Origin of the sequence: Actinomadura verrucosospora, assembly GCF_039540335.1 — a bacterium.
GTDB lineage: Bacteria > Actinomycetota > Actinomycetes > Streptosporangiales > Streptosporangiaceae > Spirillospora > Spirillospora verrucosospora.
Genome location: NZ_BAABEV010000005.1, coordinates 206,381 through 224,001, shown reverse-complemented (window position 1 = coordinate 224,001; position 17,621 = coordinate 206,381). Strand labels below are relative to the sequence as shown.

Annotated in this window: 19 protein-coding genes; all 19 read left to right on the top strand. The window is 72.7% G+C overall.

Annotated features, from left to right (window positions below; all coding sequences use genetic code 11):
- Window positions 1-33: 33 nt before the first annotated feature.
- The 19 genes from ABD944_RS08370 to ABD944_RS08280 all read left to right on the top strand — a co-directional run bounded on the left by ABD944_RS08370 (window position 34) and on the right by ABD944_RS08280 (window position 17,590).
- The gene (locus ABD944_RS08370) at window positions 34-1,065 is read left to right on the top strand and encodes a BMP family ABC transporter substrate-binding protein (protein WP_345174064.1); all 1,032 of its coding nucleotides are present in this window, start codon (window positions 34-36) and stop codon (window positions 1,063-1,065) included.
- Window positions 1,066-1,072: 7 nt separating this feature from the next.
- Window positions 1,073-2,638 (top strand): ATP-binding cassette domain-containing protein, encoded by a 1,566-nt coding sequence (locus ABD944_RS08365; protein WP_345174062.1) that lies wholly within the window; start codon window positions 1,073-1,075, stop codon window positions 2,636-2,638.
- Window positions 2,635-3,738 (top strand): ABC transporter permease, encoded by a 1,104-nt coding sequence (locus ABD944_RS08360; protein ID WP_345174060.1) that lies wholly within the window; start codon window positions 2,635-2,637, stop codon window positions 3,736-3,738. Before ABD944_RS08365 ends, ABD944_RS08360 begins: the two co-directional genes overlap by 4 nt.
- Window positions 3,731-4,627, top strand: a complete 897-nt coding sequence (locus ABD944_RS08355; RefSeq protein ID WP_345174059.1) for an ABC transporter permease — start codon at window positions 3,731-3,733, stop codon at window positions 4,625-4,627. The genes ABD944_RS08360 and ABD944_RS08355 overlap by 8 nt, the downstream gene beginning before the upstream one ends.
- Entirely contained in the window at window positions 4,624-5,865 is a 1,242-nt protein-coding gene (locus tag ABD944_RS08350) for a Tm-1-like ATP-binding domain-containing protein (protein WP_345174058.1), read from the top strand. The genes ABD944_RS08355 and ABD944_RS08350 overlap by 4 nt, the downstream gene beginning before the upstream one ends.
- A gap of 67 nt (window positions 5,866-5,932) precedes the next feature.
- Window positions 5,933-7,531, top strand: a complete 1,599-nt coding sequence (locus ABD944_RS08345; RefSeq protein WP_345174057.1) for a GMC family oxidoreductase — start codon at window positions 5,933-5,935, stop codon at window positions 7,529-7,531.
- Window positions 7,528-8,001 carry a hypothetical protein gene (locus tag ABD944_RS08340; RefSeq protein ID WP_345174055.1) on the top strand — a complete coding sequence of 158 codons (474 nt, stop codon included), beginning with the start codon at window positions 7,528-7,530 and terminating at the stop codon, window positions 7,999-8,001. Before ABD944_RS08345 ends, ABD944_RS08340 begins: the two co-directional genes overlap by 4 nt.
- Window positions 8,002-8,048: 47 nt before the next feature.
- Window positions 8,049-8,912 (top strand): phosphoenolpyruvate hydrolase family protein, encoded by an 864-nt coding sequence (locus ABD944_RS08335; protein ID WP_345174052.1) that lies wholly within the window; start codon window positions 8,049-8,051, stop codon window positions 8,910-8,912.
- The gene (locus ABD944_RS08330) at window positions 8,909-9,277 is read left to right on the top strand and encodes a cupin domain-containing protein (protein ID WP_345174050.1); all 369 of its coding nucleotides are present in this window, start codon (window positions 8,909-8,911) and stop codon (window positions 9,275-9,277) included. Before ABD944_RS08335 ends, ABD944_RS08330 begins: the two co-directional genes overlap by 4 nt.
- Window positions 9,274-10,632 (top strand): MmgE/PrpD family protein, encoded by a 1,359-nt coding sequence (locus ABD944_RS08325; protein ID WP_345174048.1) that lies wholly within the window; start codon window positions 9,274-9,276, stop codon window positions 10,630-10,632. The genes ABD944_RS08330 and ABD944_RS08325 overlap by 4 nt, the downstream gene beginning before the upstream one ends.
- Entirely contained in the window at window positions 10,629-11,330 is a 702-nt protein-coding gene (locus tag ABD944_RS08320; RefSeq protein WP_345174046.1) for an MmgE/PrpD family protein, read from the top strand. The genes ABD944_RS08325 and ABD944_RS08320 overlap by 4 nt, the downstream gene beginning before the upstream one ends.
- On the top strand, window positions 11,327-11,962 hold the full coding sequence (locus ABD944_RS08315; RefSeq protein ID WP_345174044.1) for a cysteine hydrolase family protein: 636 nt from the start codon (window positions 11,327-11,329) through the stop codon (window positions 11,960-11,962). The genes ABD944_RS08320 and ABD944_RS08315 overlap by 4 nt, the downstream gene beginning before the upstream one ends.
- Before the next feature lie 22 nt (window positions 11,963-11,984).
- Window positions 11,985-12,287, top strand: coding sequence for an NIPSNAP family protein (locus ABD944_RS08310; protein ID WP_345174042.1), 303 nt, complete (start codon window positions 11,985-11,987; stop codon window positions 12,285-12,287).
- Window positions 12,284-13,783, top strand: coding sequence for an aldehyde dehydrogenase family protein (locus ABD944_RS08305; RefSeq protein WP_345174040.1), 1,500 nt, complete (start codon window positions 12,284-12,286; stop codon window positions 13,781-13,783). The genes ABD944_RS08310 and ABD944_RS08305 overlap by 4 nt, the downstream gene beginning before the upstream one ends.
- Window positions 13,780-14,112, top strand: a complete 333-nt coding sequence (locus tag ABD944_RS08300; RefSeq protein WP_149262002.1) for a Dabb family protein — start codon at window positions 13,780-13,782, stop codon at window positions 14,110-14,112. Before ABD944_RS08305 ends, ABD944_RS08300 begins: the two co-directional genes overlap by 4 nt.
- Window positions 14,109-14,975 carry an NAD(P)-dependent oxidoreductase gene (locus tag ABD944_RS08295; RefSeq protein WP_345174038.1) on the top strand — a complete coding sequence of 289 codons (867 nt, stop codon included), beginning with the start codon at window positions 14,109-14,111 and terminating at the stop codon, window positions 14,973-14,975. The genes ABD944_RS08300 and ABD944_RS08295 overlap by 4 nt, the downstream gene beginning before the upstream one ends.
- Window positions 14,972-15,880 (top strand): alpha/beta fold hydrolase, encoded by a 909-nt coding sequence (locus ABD944_RS08290; protein ID WP_345174036.1) that lies wholly within the window; start codon window positions 14,972-14,974, stop codon window positions 15,878-15,880. The genes ABD944_RS08295 and ABD944_RS08290 overlap by 4 nt, the downstream gene beginning before the upstream one ends.
- Window positions 15,877-16,362, top strand: coding sequence for a VOC family protein (locus tag ABD944_RS08285; RefSeq protein WP_345174034.1), 486 nt, complete (start codon window positions 15,877-15,879; stop codon window positions 16,360-16,362). The genes ABD944_RS08290 and ABD944_RS08285 overlap by 4 nt, the downstream gene beginning before the upstream one ends.
- The gene (locus ABD944_RS08280) at window positions 16,346-17,590 is read left to right on the top strand and encodes an amidohydrolase family protein (RefSeq protein ID WP_345174032.1); all 1,245 of its coding nucleotides are present in this window, start codon (window positions 16,346-16,348) and stop codon (window positions 17,588-17,590) included. Before ABD944_RS08285 ends, ABD944_RS08280 begins: the two co-directional genes overlap by 17 nt.
- The last annotated feature ends 31 nt before the right edge of the window (window positions 17,591-17,621 follow it).

Here is a 17,621-nt window from a genome sequence, read left to right as displayed (position 1 = left end):
GTCGGTGAACGGGCCGACAGAACGGAGCCTGTTATGCGTCTCGGAACAGGGCCGCTGAACCGCCGTCGTTTCCTCGTCGCCGCGAGCCTGGCATCGGCTCTCGCGCTCACCGGATGCGGGACCGGAGACCAGCGGGGAGGCGGAGACGAGAAGTCGGTGGCGCTCGTCACCCCGCAGAAGGCCGGGGACGGAGGGCCGACCGACAACCTGATCGCCGGTCTGAACACGCTGAAGGCGGCCGGCTACACCACCCGCCACGTGGCCGCGCCCGACCCCTCCTCGCACGAGTCGACGCTGCGCAGCCTGGCCCAGTCGGGGACGCCGGTGATCGTCGTGTCGTTCTCGGACTTCACGCAGGTACTCAAGACCGTGGCGCCCGACTTCCCCAAGACCAGGTTCGTGCACATCTACTCCGACCCGTACAAGCCCGAGCTGCCGAACGTCCAGACGGTCTCGTTCGACACGCAGGGCCCCTCGTACCTGGCCGGGGTGCTGGCCGCCACCGTGTCGAAGACGGGCGTCGTGGGGTTCATCGGCGGAACCGCGATCCCCTCGCTGAACGCCGACTACCACGCCTTCGAGGCGGGGGCGAAGGCCACCCGCGCCGGCATCGCCGTCAAGAGCGCGTTCGTCGGGTCGTTCGGCGACCCGGTGAAGGGCCAGCAGATCGCCCAGACCATGTTCAACAACAAGGTCGACGTGGTCCTCGCCTACGCGGGCGGCTCCTCGGTCGGCGTCGTGAAGGCCGCCGACCAGGCCAAGACCTTCGTCATCTACGACAACGCGGAGAGCGCCCAGACCGCTACCAGCGTGATCGCGGTCGCGTCGCAGCACTACGGCGCGACCATGGCCAAGCGGGTGCTCACCATCGCCGACGGGACCTGGAAGCCCGGTGGCAGCGAAGCGGGCCTCGCCGACGACGGCACCTTCCTGGAACGCGCCAAGATGTTCCGGCCCGGCGCCGGGGCCCTGGACCTGGACTCGGCGTTCCAGAAGGTCGGCGAGACCAAGCAGAAGATCGTCGACGGTTCCGTCGACGTGCCCGTCAACACCGGCAACGTGTGAGCGGGCCATGCGAGCCCGACCACACGAGAGAACCGGACCCGCCGCGGCGGGCGGTCCGCAACGCGCCGGAGCACCCGTCACCTGCCAGGACGTCTCGGTACTTTTCGGTGACTTCTGTGCCCTCGACGGAGTCAGCGGGACCTTCGCACCGGGCAAGGTGCACGCCATCGTCGGCCAGAACGGCGCCGGCAAGACCACCTTCGCGCGGGTGCTGGCCGGGCTGGTCGAACCCTCCGGCGGCACCGTCCGGGTGGGAGAGCACCTGCTCGCCGGAGGGAACGTCGCCGAGTCACGCAGACAGGGCGTGGAGCTGGTTCACCAGCACTTCGCGCTGCCCTCGGACTTCACCGTCGCCCAGGCACTGGAACTGTTCAACGACGAGCGCCGCCCCCTCGGCGGCTTCTCCAAGGCCGCGTTGCACCGCAGGGCGCGGACGCTCCTGGAGGACGGGGGAGCCGCCGTCGCCCCGGACGCCCTGATCGGCAGGCTGCCGATCGAGACGATGCAGGCGGTGGAGATCGCCCGCGCCCTCGCCTCCGGCCCCCGCGTCCTGGTCCTGGACGAACCCACGGCGGTTCTGCCGCCACCCGCGATGCGCGGGCTGTTCGACCGGCTGCGCGACCTGGCCGCCGCGGGCCTGTGCGTGATCGTGGTGCTGCACAAGCTGGACGAGGTGTTCGCGGTCGCCGACACCGTCACCGCGCTGCGGGCCGGCAGGCTCGTCCTGGAGCCGACGCCCATCGGCGACCTGGAGCCGTCGGACGTCTCGCGGGCCATCATCGGCGACGCCTCGGCCAGGGAGGTGCCGACCGTCGCGAAACCCGCGCCGGACGCGCCGGCGGTGCTGAGCACGACCCGGCTGACCGCGCGGTCCGGGTCGCACGACGCGGCCGCGACCGACGTGTCGCTGGAGATCCGCGCAGGAGAGATCGTGGGGATCGCCGGCGTCGAGGGCAACGGGCAGCGCAGCCTCGTCGAGGCGCTCGTCGGGATGGCGCCGCTGCGCGGCGGGACGGTGTCCCTGGCCGGCTCCGACATCTCGGGGGCCTCGGTACGGCGGCGCCGCGACCGCGGCCTGCGCATCATCCCTTTCGAACGCAACGTGGAAGGGGTCAGCCTCAGCAGCGCCCTGTGGGAGAACCACGCCGCCCCGCGGCGCGTCGGGGACGGGTTGATGCTCGATCCACGGGCCCTGCGGGAACGGTGCCGGGAGGCGCTGGACCGCTGGCGGGTCGCCTACCGGACCGAGACCCAGCCGGCCGGGAACCTGTCCGGCGGCAACGTCCAGAAGACCGTCCTGGCGCGCGAGATCACCGGTGACGTGCGGGTTCTCATCGCCGCGCACCCGACACGCGGGCTGGACATCGCCGCGGCCGGTGACGTGCGGGCGGCGCTGGTGGACGCCGCGGCGTCCGGCGCCGCCGTCCTCATCGTCAGCGCGGACCTGGAGGAGATGTTCGAGGTGTGCCATCGCGTACTGGTGATGTTCGCCGGGCGCGTGGTGGCCGAGTTCGACCGGCCGTTCGATCTGGATCGAGTGGGCGGCGCCATGGTGAGGGGTGAGGCCGCGTGAGGTTTCGGCCAAGGCCGGCCGCGGCCCGGCCCGTCGCGGTCATCGGTGTGTCCCTGCTGCTGGTCCTCGGCATCTTCGCCCTGTCCGGCTATGACGTGGAGGCGATCATCGCGGGAACGGTCGACGGCAGCGTCGGCTCGCCGGCCGCATGGACGCAGACGATCCGCTGGGCCATTCCTCTGCTCATCATCGCGCTCGGAGTCGGGCTCGCCTTCCAGGCCGGCTACTTCAACATCGGCGCCCAGGGACAGATGTACGTCGGGGCGATCGGCTCGCTCGCCCTCGGCCTGGTGTGGCGGGACGGTCCCGTGCTCGTGGTGCTCCCGTGCGCCTTCGCGGTCGGGATCGCGCTCGGGGCGCTGTGGTCGCTGGTGCCCGGGCTGCTGCGGACGCGGCTCGGCGCCGATGAGGTCGTCACCAGCCTGATGATGAACTTCATCGCCGTGCTGGTCCTGGAGTGGGTCTGCACCGGCCCGCTGAAGAGCCGCGACGGCACGGGCCAGGCGGCCACGACCGATCAGCTGCCGGGGGCCTTCCGGCTCAGCGACGGCAGCGGAGTATCGCCCGCCCTGCTGATCCTGTGCGGCCTCCTCATGGCGGGCGCCGTGGTCCTGACCGGCCGCACGCGGCTGGGCCTGGAGATCCGCCTCGTGGGACGCAACCCGGTGATGGCGCAGTGGATGGGAATCCGTGCCTCCCGGGTCGGCCTGGTGGTCTTCGCGCTGAGCGGTGCGGCGGCCGGGCTCGCGGGCGCCGTCGAGGCCTACGGCCCGTCGGGCAGCCTGCGGGTCGGGTTCTCGCCGATGGTCGGCTTCATGGCCGTCATCGTGGCGCTGGTCGGGACGTTCGGTCCGCTCCGCACGCTGCTGGCCGCGGTGTTCTTCGGTGCGCTGCGCGCCGCCACGATCTACCTGCCGGTCGTGAGCGACCTGCCGCAGGCGGGTCTCGACATGCTCAACGGGATGGTCGCCCTGTGGATCACGGTCTCCACGGTGCCCGCCCTGCTGAGACGCCGGCGAACGCGGGCCGCGGCCCAGGCCGGTGATCCGCCGGGTGGGCCCGCCCACCGCGATCCGGAGGTGGTGAACTCCCGTGGTTGACTTCCTGGTGACCTGCCTGCAGGCCGCCACGCCCATCTGGCTGGCGGCGCTCGCCGGACTGTTCGCCCAGCGCAGCGGCATCCTGCACCTCGGGTTGGAGGGGCTGATGCTCAGCGGCGCGTTCGTCGCGACCGCCACTGCCATCCGCACCGGGTCGGTTCTCGCGGCCGTGGGCGCCGCCATCGCCGTGAACCTGCTGCTGTCGCTGCTGTTCTGGGTGCTGGTCACGCATTTCAAGGCGAACGTGCTCATCGTCGGGCTCGGCCTGTCGATGACCGCCGCCGGTGCGACGGGCTACGCCCTGGTGGCCTTCTTCGACACCGAGGCTGCCATCGAGTCGCCCGCCGGACTGCCGCGGCCGCTCGGCGCGGTCGGCGGGCCGCTCGGCGGCCTGTCGGTGCTGACCTTCGCGGCGTTCGGGCTGACCTGGCTGTCGTGGTGGACGATCCGGCGGACCCGGGCCGGGCTGAAGCTCAGCGCCTGCGGCAGCGACCCGTTCGCGGCGCGCAGCGCCGGCGTCCCGGTGGACCTCTACCGGATGGCGGCGCTGCAGGTCGCCGGGTTGCTGTGCGCGCTGGCCGGTACAGAGCTGTCGCTGGCCCAGGTGCGGTCCTTCTCCGACAACATCGCGCAGGGCCGCGGTTACCTCGCCTTCGCGGCGGTCCTGCTCGGAGGGGTGGCCCCGGTCGGGGTGTCGGTGGCGGCAGTGTTCTTCGGGTCCGCGCTGGCCTTCGGCATCCAGTCGCAGCTGGACTTCAACGGGGTCCTGCCGCCGCAGTTCGTGCTCATGCTGCCCTACGCGGCGACCATCGCCGCCATCTCGGCCACAGTCGTGATCAAGCGGCGCCGGGGAGAGCAGCCGGAAGTGATCATGGAGCGAACGCTGTGAGCCGGGTCGTCCTCGTCGGGGCGCTCGACACCAAGGGCGTCGAGTACGCCTACGTCCGGGACCTGCTGGCGGACGCCGGCCTGAGGTCGTTGCTGGTCGACGCGGGTGTTCGCGGGGAGCCGCGGATCCGGCCCGACGTGACCCGTTCGGAGGTGGCGCGGGCCGCGGGCCGTGACCGCCGCGAGATCGCCGCGCTCGCCACCCGGGCGGAGGCCCTGGCCGCCATGGCCGAGGGGGTGGCCGCCCTGCTGGGGTCCCTACGAGAGGCCGGCGAGGTGGACGCCGCCTTCGGCATGGGCGGTTCGGGAGCGCTGAGCGTGCTGGCGCCGGGCTTCCGGTCCCTGCCGCTGGGCGTGCCCAAGATGATCGTTACCACGATGGCCTCCGGTGACACCCGTCCCCACGTGGGAGCCAGCGATCTGCTGCTGGTCCCTTCCATCGTGGACATCGCCGGGCTCAACACGGTGAGCCGCTTCGTCCTCGAACGGTCGGTGGCGATGCTGGCGGCCCAGTTGGGACGGCCGGTGCCGTCGGCGACGGGCGGCGACGGGAAGCCGATGGTGGCCGCCAGCATGTTCGGGGTGACGACCGCCGGCGTGTCGCGCGCCTGCCGGGTGCTGGAGTCACGAGACCTGGACGTCCTGGTCTTCCACGCCAACGGGCTCGGCGGCAGGACGCTGGAGTCGCTGGCCGAGGACGGATGGCTGTCAGGGGTGCTGGATCTGACGACGACGGAGCTGGCCGACGACCTCGCCGGCGGCGTGGCGAGTGCGGGGCCCGGCCGCCTGGTCGCCGCCGGCCGGCGGGGGACCCCGCAGGTCGTGTCGACCGGAGCGCTGGACGTTGTCAACTTCGGGGCGCCCGAGACCGTGCCGGAAGCGTACCGGGGGCGGCGGCTCTACTCGCACAACGCGACGGCGACGCTGATGCGCACCGATCCGCGGGAGGCCGCCGTCCTCGGCGCGCGCCTCGGCGCGAAGCTGTCGGCTGCGCGCGGACCGGTCGCGCTGCTGCTGCCCACCGGCGGGACGTCCGCCCTGTCGGAGCCGGGAGGCCCGTTCTACTGGCCTGAGGCGGACGCCGCCCTCGAACAAGCGCTGCTGGAGTCGTTGGCGCCCCACGTCACCGTGGTGCGTTCCCCGGTGGCACTGAACACCCCGGCGTTCGGCGAGCAGGCGGCGCGACTGCTGCTGGCCCGGCTCGCCGGGAAGCCGGCGGCGGGGAGCCGCGAACCGTGATGGACATCTCGCCCGGACGACGCGGTGCGGGCGGCCCGTGGAGAAGATCGAAGGAAAGGACGGGGATGTGCGCGAAGACTGCGACGTCCTGATCGTCGGCGCCGGCCCCTCGGGCGCGGTCGCCGCCCAGGAGTTCGCCCGCGCCGGAATGCGGGTCACGTGCCTGGAACAGGGGGACTGGCCCGACTACGAGAAGGCGCGCGCGGGCTATGCCGACTTCGAACTCGTGTCCCGCAAGCACTGGAACTGGGATCCGAACCAGCGCCGCGCCGGCGGCGACTATCCCATCGACGACGCCGAGTCGGACGTCACCGCCCTCATGTACAACGGTGTCGGCGGCAGCACCGTCCTCTACGCGGCGCACTGGGAACGCTTCCTGCCCTCGGACTTCCGCACCCGCACCATGGACGGTGTCGGCGACGACTGGCCGATCGGGTACTGGGATCTGGAGCCCTACTACGACGAGGTCGAGCGGCAGTTCGCCGTCAGCGGCCTCGAGGGTGATCCGGCGCTTCCCCCGAGCACGCCGCCGCCGCTGCCGCCCGTGCCGCTCAACAAGCTCGGCCGGCGGGGCGCGGAGGCGCTGAACAAGCTCGGCTGGCACTGGTGGCCCGGCAGCAACGCCATCGCCACCGCCGAGTACGGCCCCCTGCACGCGTGCGCGCAGCGGACCGCCTGTCCCTTCGGCTGCCCCACCGGAGCCAAGGCGTCCGCGGACCGCACCCACTGGCAGTCCCTCGCCAAGGACCAGGTGCGCCTGACGGTGCGGGCGACGGTCGAGCAGGTACTCCTGGACGACCGGGGCCGCGCCGCCGGCGTCACCTACCTTGACGCCGACGGAGTCCGCCATGAGGTTCGCGCCGGCGTGGTGGTGCTGTGCGCCAACGCGATCGGCACGCCCCGCATCATGCTCGCGTCGGCCGACGGGTCCGGGGTCGCCAACTCCAGCGGCCTGGTCGGCAGGCGCCTCATGATGCACCCGTTCGGCAACGCGATCGGAATCTTCGACGAGGACCTGGAGTCCTGGCGCGGGCCGCTCGGCCAGTACCTGCACTCCCTGGAGTTCTACGAGACCGACCGGTCCCGCGGCTTCGTGCGCGGCGCGAAGTGGAACCTGATCCCCTCCGGCGCGCCGCTGTCGTTCATGCTCCCGGGCACCTGGGGGGACGAACCGGTGTGGGGCCCGAACTTCACCCGGCTGCTGCGCGAACGGCTCGGCCACTCGGCGATCTGGGGCGTCATCTGCGAGGACCTGCCCGACCTGGCGAACCGGGTGCTGCTGGACGACGGCGCCGCCGCGGGCGGCGTCCCCGGCGTGCGGATCCAGTACCGCACGTCCGACAACACGCGGGCCATGATGGCCTGGCACTTGGAGCGCCTCTCCGAGGTGCTCGACGCCATGGGGGCCACGAAGAAGATCCTCAACTCGGGTCTGCGCGGCACCGGATGGCACCTGATGGGGACGACCGTGATGGGCGATGACCCGGGCTCGTCCGTGGTCGACGCGCACGGCCAGTGCCACGACGTGCCCAACCTGTACGTCTTCGACGGCTCGGTGTTCCCGACGTCGTCCGGCGTCAACCCCACCGCGACCATCGCGGCCAACGCGCTGCGCTGCGCCCGGTCCCTGGTCGCTCGCCGCCGCGATGTGGAGGTGACCTCATGACCACCGCGGAGACCGGGGAGACGCGGGACACGCCCGTGCCGCCGGAGGCCCGCCGGCGGCTCGGGCAGGTCGCGGACGCGCTGATCGAGGCCGGCGCCGGGCTCCCGTCCGGGTCGCAGGCCGGTGTGCACACCGATCTGCTCGACCAGGTGGTCAAGGCGCGTCCCGACCTCGTCCCGCCGCTGCTGCGGGCGCTGGACGAGCTGGGGCCCGCCCTCGACCTCGCGGCGGTCGAGCGACTGGCCGAACGGCGGCCGGAACTGCACGAGGTGCTCACGCTGGTCGTCGCCGGCGGCTACCTGATGTCGCCGCGTGTCGCCGCGCTGCTGAAGTACCCCTTCCAGGAAGCCAAGATCGTCGATCCGCGGGAGATCACGGTCGTCGTCGGGGAGGGCCTGCTCGACCTGGTCGCCGAACGCGCGCCCCTCTACCGGCTGCCCCCGGACTCCCCGCCGGAGCACCGCCCGTGACCGGGCGGGGAGGCAGCCCGTCTCACATCCACTTGGAGGTAACGGCAATGAGCCGCCAGCACTACGTCCCCCTGTTCCACGAGCGGGTCCGGTCGGGCCGCGCCCTGATCGGCGCGGGTGCCGGCACCGGCCTGTCCGCCAAGTGCGCGGAGGAGGCCGGCGTCGACTTCATCGTCATCTACAACGCGGGCAGGTTCCGTATGGCCGGGCGCGGCTCGATGGCCGGGATGATGCCCTACGGCAACGCCAACGACATCGTCGTGGAGATGTCCGCAGAGGTCCTCCCGGTGGTGCGCAGGACACCGGTGCTCGCCGGCGTCTGCGCCACGGACCCGTTCAAGAACATCCCGTTGTTCCTGGGGCAGCTCAAGGAACTCGGATTCGCCGGGGTGCAGAACTTCCCGTCGGTCTGCCTCCTGGACGGCAGTGTGCGGGCGGACCTGGAGGCCACGGGCTACGGCTTCGACAAGGAGGTCGAGATGGTCCGCACCGCCCGCGAGATGGACCTGATCACGGCCGCCTACGTGCGCACCGAACAGGAGGCCTATGACATGGCCGCCGCGGGCGCCGACATCGTCGTGGCGCACGTCGGGCTGACGACCGCCGGGATGATCGGCGCAAGGGCCCCCATGTCGCTCGCCGACGCGGCGGCGCGCACGCGGGAGATCCGCGACCAGGCCGAGTCCGCGCGCGAGGACGTGCTGGTCGTGTGCCACGGAGGACCGATCGCCACGCCCGACGACGCCCAGGAAGTGCTGCGGATGGTCCCGGGCGCGGCCGGTTTCCTGGGCGCGTCCAGCATGGAGCGGCTGCCCGCGGAGACCGCCCTCGTCGACACCATGCGGCGCTTCACCGAGGTCTCCGTCGAACCCGCCGCCGATGGCCCGCACGAGAAGGAGGTCATGGCGTGAAGCTCTTCCGTACCGCGGACCTGCTGAAGGACCCCACGCCGGTCCCCGAACCGGAACGCTTCACCGGCGCCGCGTTCAGCTCCCCGGTCCAGGGGTGTCCTACCAGCAAGGCGACCACCGCGCTGATCCGACTGGACCCGGGCGTGCGCGGCCACTGGCACAGCCACGCCGACGGCCAGGTGATCCACATCGTGGCGGGTTCCGGCTTCGTCGGGCGCCGCGGCCGTGAACCGTTGGAGGTGACCGGGGGCGACATCGTGTGGATCGAGCCGGGAGAGGAGCACTGGCACGGGGCCTCCGCTGCCGGGCTGGCCCAGCTGGCCTTCTCCTTCGGCGCCATCACCTGGCTGGAGCCGAGCACATGACCACCGGTGACGCACCCTCCTACGAGGAGCTCGCCGAGGCGGTGCTCGACTGCGCCTCCCGGCCGCTCCCCGGAGAGGTGGCGAAGGCCGCGAGCCGGACGCTCTTCAACGTCCTGGCAGTGGCCCTGGGAGCGTCCGGCTCCCCCCAGGTCGGCAGGCTTGCGGCCGCGCTGGCCGCACCGACCGGGGTCCCCGCGGCTCCCGGGGTGCGCGGGAAGGCGAGCCCGGTCGGCGCGGCGCTGCTCACGGGCTTCGCCGCCCACCTGGACGATTTCGACGACACCCACCTGGAGACGGTCATCCACCCCGGGGCGAGCGTCCTCGGTGCGGCGTGGGCGGCCGGATGGCCCGCCGGCGCATCCGGACGGGACCTGCTGGCGGCCTTCGCCCTCGGCTGCGAGGTGCAACTGCGGCTCGGCCTGGCGGTCAGTCCGGAGCACTACGACCGGGGCTGGCACATCACCGGCACCTGCGGGGTCGCCGGGGCCGCGGTCACCGCGGGACTGATCGGCGAGCCCGGCCGCGACCGGATGGCGGCCGCGCTCCGGCTGGCGTCCCTGCAGACGCTCGGGCACCGGGAGGCGTTCGGTACCGAGGTCAAGCCCTTCCACGCCGGGAAGGCCGCCGCGGCCGGGGTGCTGGCCGCGGCGGAGGCCGGCCGCGGCCGGTTCACCGCGGGCGCCGCGGCCGTCCTCCCCGACACCGGCGGGCTGCTGCGCGCCCTCGCGCCCGGGGGCCGGTCCCCGGGCCGCCTTCTCGACGGGTTCGGGACGCGGTGGGAACTGGCCGACAACACCTTCAAGCCCTATCCCTGCGGCATCGTCGCGCACCCCGGCATCGACGCGGCCGTCAGAGCCCATGACCGCGGTGTCGCCCCGGCGAACGTCGTCCGGATCCGCTACCGCTGCCATCCGCTGGTCCCGGAGCTGATGGGGCGGCTCGAGCCGCGGACCGGCTTGCAAGCGCGCTTCTCGGCGGTGCACGGGGTGGCCGCCGGCCTGGCCCGCGGCACCGGCGGGCTCGCTGAGTTCGGCGACGCGGCGGCGGCGGACCCGGTGCTGGCCCGCCTGCGGACGCACGTCGACCTGTGCCCGGAACCGCGCATGCCGCGGGACTCGGCCGTACTGGAGATCCACACCGTCGACGGGGGAACCGTCGTGTCGGCCGTCGAGCACGCGCGGGGAAGCCTGCTGCGCCCGCTGACCGACGACGAGCTCATCGGCAAGGCCGAGGCCCTGGCGCCCGGCCGGGCACAGGCGATCTGGGACGCGGTCGCGCGCCTGGGGGAGGGGTCCGGACCGGGGACCGTCCAGGCGTTGCTGGAGGAGACCCGGAGGGAAGTGGTGGCCCGATGACCGCTACCGAGGGGACGACCGCGAGCGTCGCCGGCTTCGTCGCCGAGACGCCCGTCCCGCCGGACGCGGCCGCCGCCGCGGCGGCTCTGTGCGAGAACCTGTCCGGACTGGAGACAGCGGCCGTCCGCGACCGGCGGGCGGCGGTCGCCTACTGGGTCGCCTGCGCCCTCCTGCATCACGCCGGCAGCGCCGACGACCTCGCGACGGAGAGTCTGGCCGCCGGGCTGGAACCCGCCCTGCGGGTGCGCGACTCGCTGGACGGCCACGTCGTGGGCGGGTGGGATCCGGTGTGCGCGGCCGTGCTCGTCGGCTCCGCCTGCGCCGCCGCCCGCCACGACGGCCTGGACGGGGAGGCGACGGCCCGCGCGGTCGGCATCGCCGTCACCCAGGCGTCCGGCCTGGAGATCCTTTCGGACACCCCGCTCGGAACGTTCCAGCGACGCATGGCCGCCCGCAACGGACTGGAGGCCGCCCGGCTGGCCGGCGCGGGCATGACCGCTCCCGTCACCGGGCTGGAAGGAAGGCGCGGCCTGTACGCGCTGATGGCGCCCACCGCGGACCCGGCCGCCGCCGCCGACCGGCTCGGCCGGCGGTGGCTCGTCACCGCGCTCCCGACCGCGGAAGGCCGAACCCCGCCGCCCGGCCGGGAGGAGCGGCGGCCGAACCCGATCGAGCGAGCCGCGGAGGCACTGTCATGACGGCGACCGCCACGCTGGCCGACCGGCTGCGGCCGGACCGGACGGCGCTGATCCTCATCGACCTGTCCAACGACTTCGTCCATCCACGCGGCAAGACCGCCACCGTGGGCGGCCGGGACGTCAGCCACGCCCAGCGGATCCTGCCCGTCGCCGCCGGCCTCGCGGAGGCCGCCCGCGAGGCCGGGGTGGCCGTGATCCACAGCCAGCACACCACGCTGCCGGGCGGCGCCGGCGACTCACCGGTGTGGCGGGACGCGCGCTCACGCGCCGCGTACTCCGCCCCCGACATCTGCCTCGACGGATCCTGGGGGCAGGAGATCGCCGAGGAGGTCGCGCCCCGGCCCGGAGACCATGTCGTCAAGAAGTACCGCTACGGCGGCTTCACCGGGACCAACCTGGAACTGATCCTGCGCAGCCTGGGACGCGACAGCGTCCTCTGCTGCGGCGTCTCCACCAATGTCTGCGTGGACACCACCGCCCGCGAGGCGTTCGCCCGCGACTTCTACGTCACCATCGCCGCCGACGCCTGCGCGTCGTGGGACATGGGCCTGCACGCCGCGGCGCTCAGCACCGCCGAGAGCCGGTTCGCCGTGGTGGCGGCGACCGGGGACGTCCTTGCCGCCTGGACCTGACCGAATCCGACGAGGAGGCCACATGATCGCAGAACTGCGCTACTACACCATCACGCCCGGCCACACCGAGGCGCTGCTCGACCAGTTCACCGGCACCAGCCTGCCTCTGTTCGCCAAGCACGGCATCACCGCGCACGGCCCGTGGCTGCGGCGGCTGACCAAGGGGGAGCAACTCGTCTACGTCCTGGAGTTCGCCGACGAGCACGACCGCGAGACCCGCTGGACGGCGTTCCGCGAGGATCCCGAATGGCAGGCCGTCGTCGAGGCCGGCCGGGGCCAGGTCCCGCACATCGCCGGCGGCGAGATCGTGGAGCTGAGCCGATGAGCTCCCGTGACACCGCCGTCCGCGTCCACGGCCACCACATCGCCGGAGAGCGGGTCGACGGCCCGCTCCTGGAGCGACGCGCCCCCGCCTCGAACAGGGTCGTGGCCCGCTACGCCGCCGGCACGGCGGACGACGTGGACGCCGCCGCCTGCGCCGCCGCTCGGGCGTTCGCGTCCGAGCAGTGGCGACGCACCCCCGCTATGGCCCGGGCCAGGCTCCTGGAGAACCTGGCCGCCCTCCTGGAACACGACGCCGACCGGCTCGCCGCCCTCGACTCCGAGGAGGTCGGGAAGCCGCTGGCGTTCGCGCGCGGCGACATCGAGCTCGGCATCGCGCACGTCCGGCAGGCCGCGGCGCTCGCCCGCACGTCCAAGGGCGAGGCCTACACCGGCCTGGCACCCGCGTACACCGCGCTCGCGACCCGGGAACCGGTGGGGGTCGCCGCGTTGATCATCCCGTGGAACTTCCCGGCGCTCGTCCTCCTGCAGAAGCTCCCCTACGCCCTCGCCGCCGGATGCACCGTGGTGGTCAAGCCGTCGGAGTTCACCTCCGGCAGCGCGCTGGAGATCGCCGCCCGCTGCGAGGACGCGGGCTTCCCGCCCGGCGTGGTGAACGTCGTCACCGGCACGGGGCCCGGCGCCGGGCTCCCCATGGTGACCCACCCCCTGGTCTCCTACGTCTCGTTCACCGGATCAACGCGGGTCGGCCGGGAGGTGATGCGCGCGGCCGCCGACTCCCTCACCCGGGTCGGGCTGGAGCTGGGCGGCAAGACCGGCAACGTGGTCTTCGCCGACGCCGACCTGGAAGCGGCGGCCGACGGCATCGTCTTCGCCGCCTTCGCCAACCAGGGGGAGTCGTGCGTCGCCAGCTCGCGGCTGCTCGTGGACGAGACCGTGGCCGACGATTTCACCGCCGCCGTCGCCGCCCGCGCGTCCGCGCTGCGGGTGGGGATGCCCGACGATCCTCGGGCCGACATCGGGGCGCTCATCCACCACGAGCACCGGGACCGGGTCCACGCGGCCGTGCTCGCCGGGGTCGACGCCGGCGGGAAGGTCCTGACCGGCGGGAGTTCACCCGACGACCCCGAACTGGCGGAGGGCGCCTTCTACCAGCCGACCGTGCTCGCCTCCGTGGACCGAGAGTCGCCGGTGTTCCAGCAGGAGATCTTCGGGCCCGTCCTGTCGGTGACGACGTTCGGCACCGACCGGGAGGCCGTCGAGCTGGCGAACGCCACCGAGTACGGCCTCGCCCAGTCCCTGTGGACCAGGGACCTCGACCGTGCTTTCGCGGTCAGCGGCGAGCTCCAGGCCGGCACCGTCTGGGTGAACACCGCCAGCGACGGGTCACCGGCGCTGGCGTTCGGAGGCGTGAAGGCGTCCGGCTTCGGACGCGAGGGCGGCGAGGAGGGGATGCGGGAGTTCACCGAGTACAAGACTGTGCAGTTCCGCGGAGAACCCCGCGTGAGCCCGTTCACCAGAGCGGAGCCGGCCCGATGAGCCTCGTCCACATCGTGCTCGTCAGGCCCCGGGACGGACAGGAGTCACGGGCAGACGACCTCACCTCCCGGCTCGCCGCGCTCGCCGCCGAACTGGGCGCCGGCGACGTCTACGCCGGCCCCGACGTGAGCATCGAGCCGTTCGGCGGCGGCTACACGACCGGGCTCGCCATCGCCTTCCCCGGCGAGCGCGCCCGGGACGCCTACCTTCGAAACCCCCGGCACGCCGAGTTGGCCCGCGAACTGCCCGCGGCGGCCGATTCGGTGCTGGTCGTCGACCTGCCGGCGGCCGCCACCGGCCTCGCATCCCAGGGAGCGCAGCGGACATGACGGAAAGCATCGGCTTCATCGGCCTCGGCGCGATGGGGCTCGGAATGGCCGGCAACCTCGTCAAGGGCGGCCACGAAGTGCACGGATACGATCCCTCATCGGAACGCCGCGAGAAGGCCGCCGAGGCGGGCATCCGGCTGGTGGGCTCCCCCCGGGAGGCGGCCAGGGCGTCCTCGGGCGTGGTCCTGTCCGTGGTGCGGGACGCCGTGCAGACCCGCGAGGTCCTGCTCGGCGAGCAGGGTGTCGTCCGGGAGGGCCGCCCGCTCACCGTCGTCGTGGCCAGCACCCTCGACCCGTCCACGATGCGCGCGCTGGCGGCCGAACTCGGCGGACACGGCGTGACCGCCGTCGACGCGACCATGTCCGGGGGACCCTGGGGCGCCGAGGCGGGCGCACTGACGCTGATGGTGTCGGCCGCACCCGAGGTGTTCGGGCGGCTTCGCCCCCTCCTGGACCTCATGGGCCGCAACATCTTCCATGTCGGCGAGGAGGTGGGCACCGCTCAGGCGGCCAAGCTCGCCGTGCAACTCACCTTCGGCGTCAACATGATGGGCGTGTACGAGGCGATCCGTCTGGCCGACGAGTTCGGCGTTGGCGAAGACCAGTTGATGGAGATGCTGTCGGTCAGCGTGGGCGGCAGCTGGGTCGTGGACAACTGGCGGCGCGTCAAGCCCTGGTGGGAGCACTACGTGCCCGGCGAGGACCTCGACATCCTCCTGAAGGACATGCGGTCGGTGCAGCGGGAAGCGGACAGTGGCGACTTCCCCATGCCCGTCACCGCGCTGGCGTTCCAGCTCATGCGGCATGTGTGGCCGGCATGGGCCGCGCTCAAGGCCGCCCGGGCGGGGGAGGCGCCGGAATGACCACCGTGACGACCCCTGACGGCACTCGCCTGGCGGTCGAGGTGGAAGGGGCCGGCCCGCCCCTGCTCTTCCTGCATGAGGTGGCCGGTGACCTCCACGACTGGCGCGCGCAGGTGGCGCACTTCGCCGACCGGTACACCTGCGTCCGTTACAACGCTCGCGGCTACCCGCCGTCCGACGTCCCAGCCGCCCCGGACAGCTACGGGCAGCACATCGCTGTCCAGGACGCGATCGCCGTCCTGGACGGGCTCGGCTTCGACGCCGCCCACGTCGTAGGCCTCTCGATGGGCGGATTCTGTGCCGTCCACCTGATGCTGCAGCACCCGGAACGCTGCCTGAGCGCGACGGTGGCCGGGGCCGGGTACGGCTCGGCGCCGCACCAGCGGGCCGGGTTCACCGAAGAGGCGCGCACGGCCGCCCGCATGTTCCGGGAGGACGTGCGGGCCGCCGCGAACGCCTACCAGAACGGCCCCACGCGCGTGCAGTACCGGCTCAAGGACCCCGGCGGATGGCGTTCGTTCGGCGAACGGCTCGCCGGACGCGACCCGGTCGGCATGTCCCTGACGTTCTCCCAGGTCCTTGCCGAACGCCCCTCGCTGTACGACCTGCGCGACCGCCTGGCGGCGGTGCGGACCCCCGTCCTGCTGGTCGTCGGCGACGAGGACGACGGTTGCCTCGACGTCAAGGTCATGCTCAAGCGGACCATCCCCGGGGCCGCCCTCGCGGTGCTGCCGCGTACCGGCCACACCCTCAACCTGGAAGAGCCCGCGGCGTTCAACGCGGTGCTCGACGATTTCCTGGACAAGGTCACCCACGGCCGGTGGACGCCCAGGGACCCCGCCACCTTGGGGCGCGGTCTTGTCGGCATGACCCCCGTACGGCTCGAAGAGAAGGAGTTGCCATGACCGCCGAAAGAGACGACGCCCCTGCCGTCCGCCAACTGCGCCTCGTCGTCGTGGCGGAGGACTACGAGGCCGCCGTCGCCTTCTTCCGCGACGCGCTCGGCCTGCCCGAGCAGGCCGCGTTCTCGGGTGAGGGCGACGCCCGGGTAGTGATCCTCGACGCCGGCCGGGCCACGCTCGAGATCGCCAACCCGGCGCAGAAGCGGCTCATCGACGAGGTGGAGGTCGGCCGGCAGGTCGCGCCGAAGTTCAGGGTCGCGTTCGAGGTCGGCGACACCCGCTCGGTCAACGACCGGCTGCTGGACGCGGGCGCCGAACCCGTCGCCCCGCCCACCGTCACGCCCTGGCAGTCGCTCAACGCCCGCCTGGACGCGCCCGGCGGCGTGCAGATCACGCTGTTCGAGGAGCTGACGACCCTGGAGGAGCGCAGCGCTCTGGACGGGTTCGGCACCGAGCAGGAACAGTCCGATGCGACCGGACCCTGAACCGCTGCTGATCCGCGGCGCCCGCCTGCTCGACTCGACCGCCCCGGTCGACGTCCACCTGGCCGGCGGGCGGATCGCCGCGATCGGCGACCTCCCGGCCCCGCCGACCGTGGAGATCATCGACGCGGAGGGCGGGCTTCTGACGCCCGCCTTCGTCGAACCTCATTTCCACATGGACAAGGCGCTCACACACCCGAGCCTGCCCCCGAGCGACCATGACCATCCTCTGGAAGCCGCGCTTGAGCGCACCCGGTACGTCAAGGCCCGCTACATCCCCGAGGAACTGAGGGACCGTGCGACCACCGCGATCCGGCTCGCCGTCGGTCACGGTGTGGGAACGTTGCGCGCCCATGTCGACGTCGACCCGGTGGGGGGACTGTCGGCCCTCGGCGTCATGGCCGACCTGCGGGACCGCCACCGCGACCTGCTCGACATCCAGCTCGTGGCGTTCCCCCAGGAGAGCATCGTCCGCGACCCCGGAGCACTACGGCTCCTCCGCGAAGCCCTGACCTCAGGCGCCGACGTGCTCGGCGGGGCCCCCGACGTGGAAGAGCCCCAAGACCGGCTCCGGCACCTCGACCTGCTCGTCGAACTGGCCGCGGAGACCGGTGCGGACCTCGACGTCCACTGCGACTACAGCTACGACCCCGCCCAGCGCGACCTGGAAGAACTCGCGCGCAGAACCATCGACGCGGGCCTCACCGGCCGCGTCCGAGCCGGCCACTGCTGTGCCCTGGACGCCTACGACGAAACGACCGCCACCGAGGTCGTCGAAGCAGTGCTCGCCGCCGGGATCGCCGTCTGCGTCTGCCCTATGGGCAACTTGCTGCTGGTGGGTGACTCCCCCCGCCCGCCAGGCAGGGGAGTGGCCCGCCTCAGGTCGCTGCTCGCCCATGGCGTCACCGTCGCCGCGGGAGGCGACAACATGAACGACATGTGGTTCCCGTTCGGCCGACTTGATCCGGCGGAGGTCGCCATGGTGACCGCCATCGCCGCCCGCATGTGGTCGGACCGGCAACTCAGGCAGGTCTTCGACATGGTGACGGTGAACGCGGCCCACTATGTCGGCGCACCGGCCGAAGGCGTCCATGTGGGAGCCGCGGCGGACCTGGTGCTGTTCTCGGCCACCCACCTCAGCGACGTTCTCCGGAACGCCCCCGGCCGCCGAACCACCATCAAGCGAGGCCGCATAGTAGGCGGCGCCAGCTCAAGCGTCTGGACGACCTGAAACCGAAACCGGCGTTCGTGTCGGTGTTAGC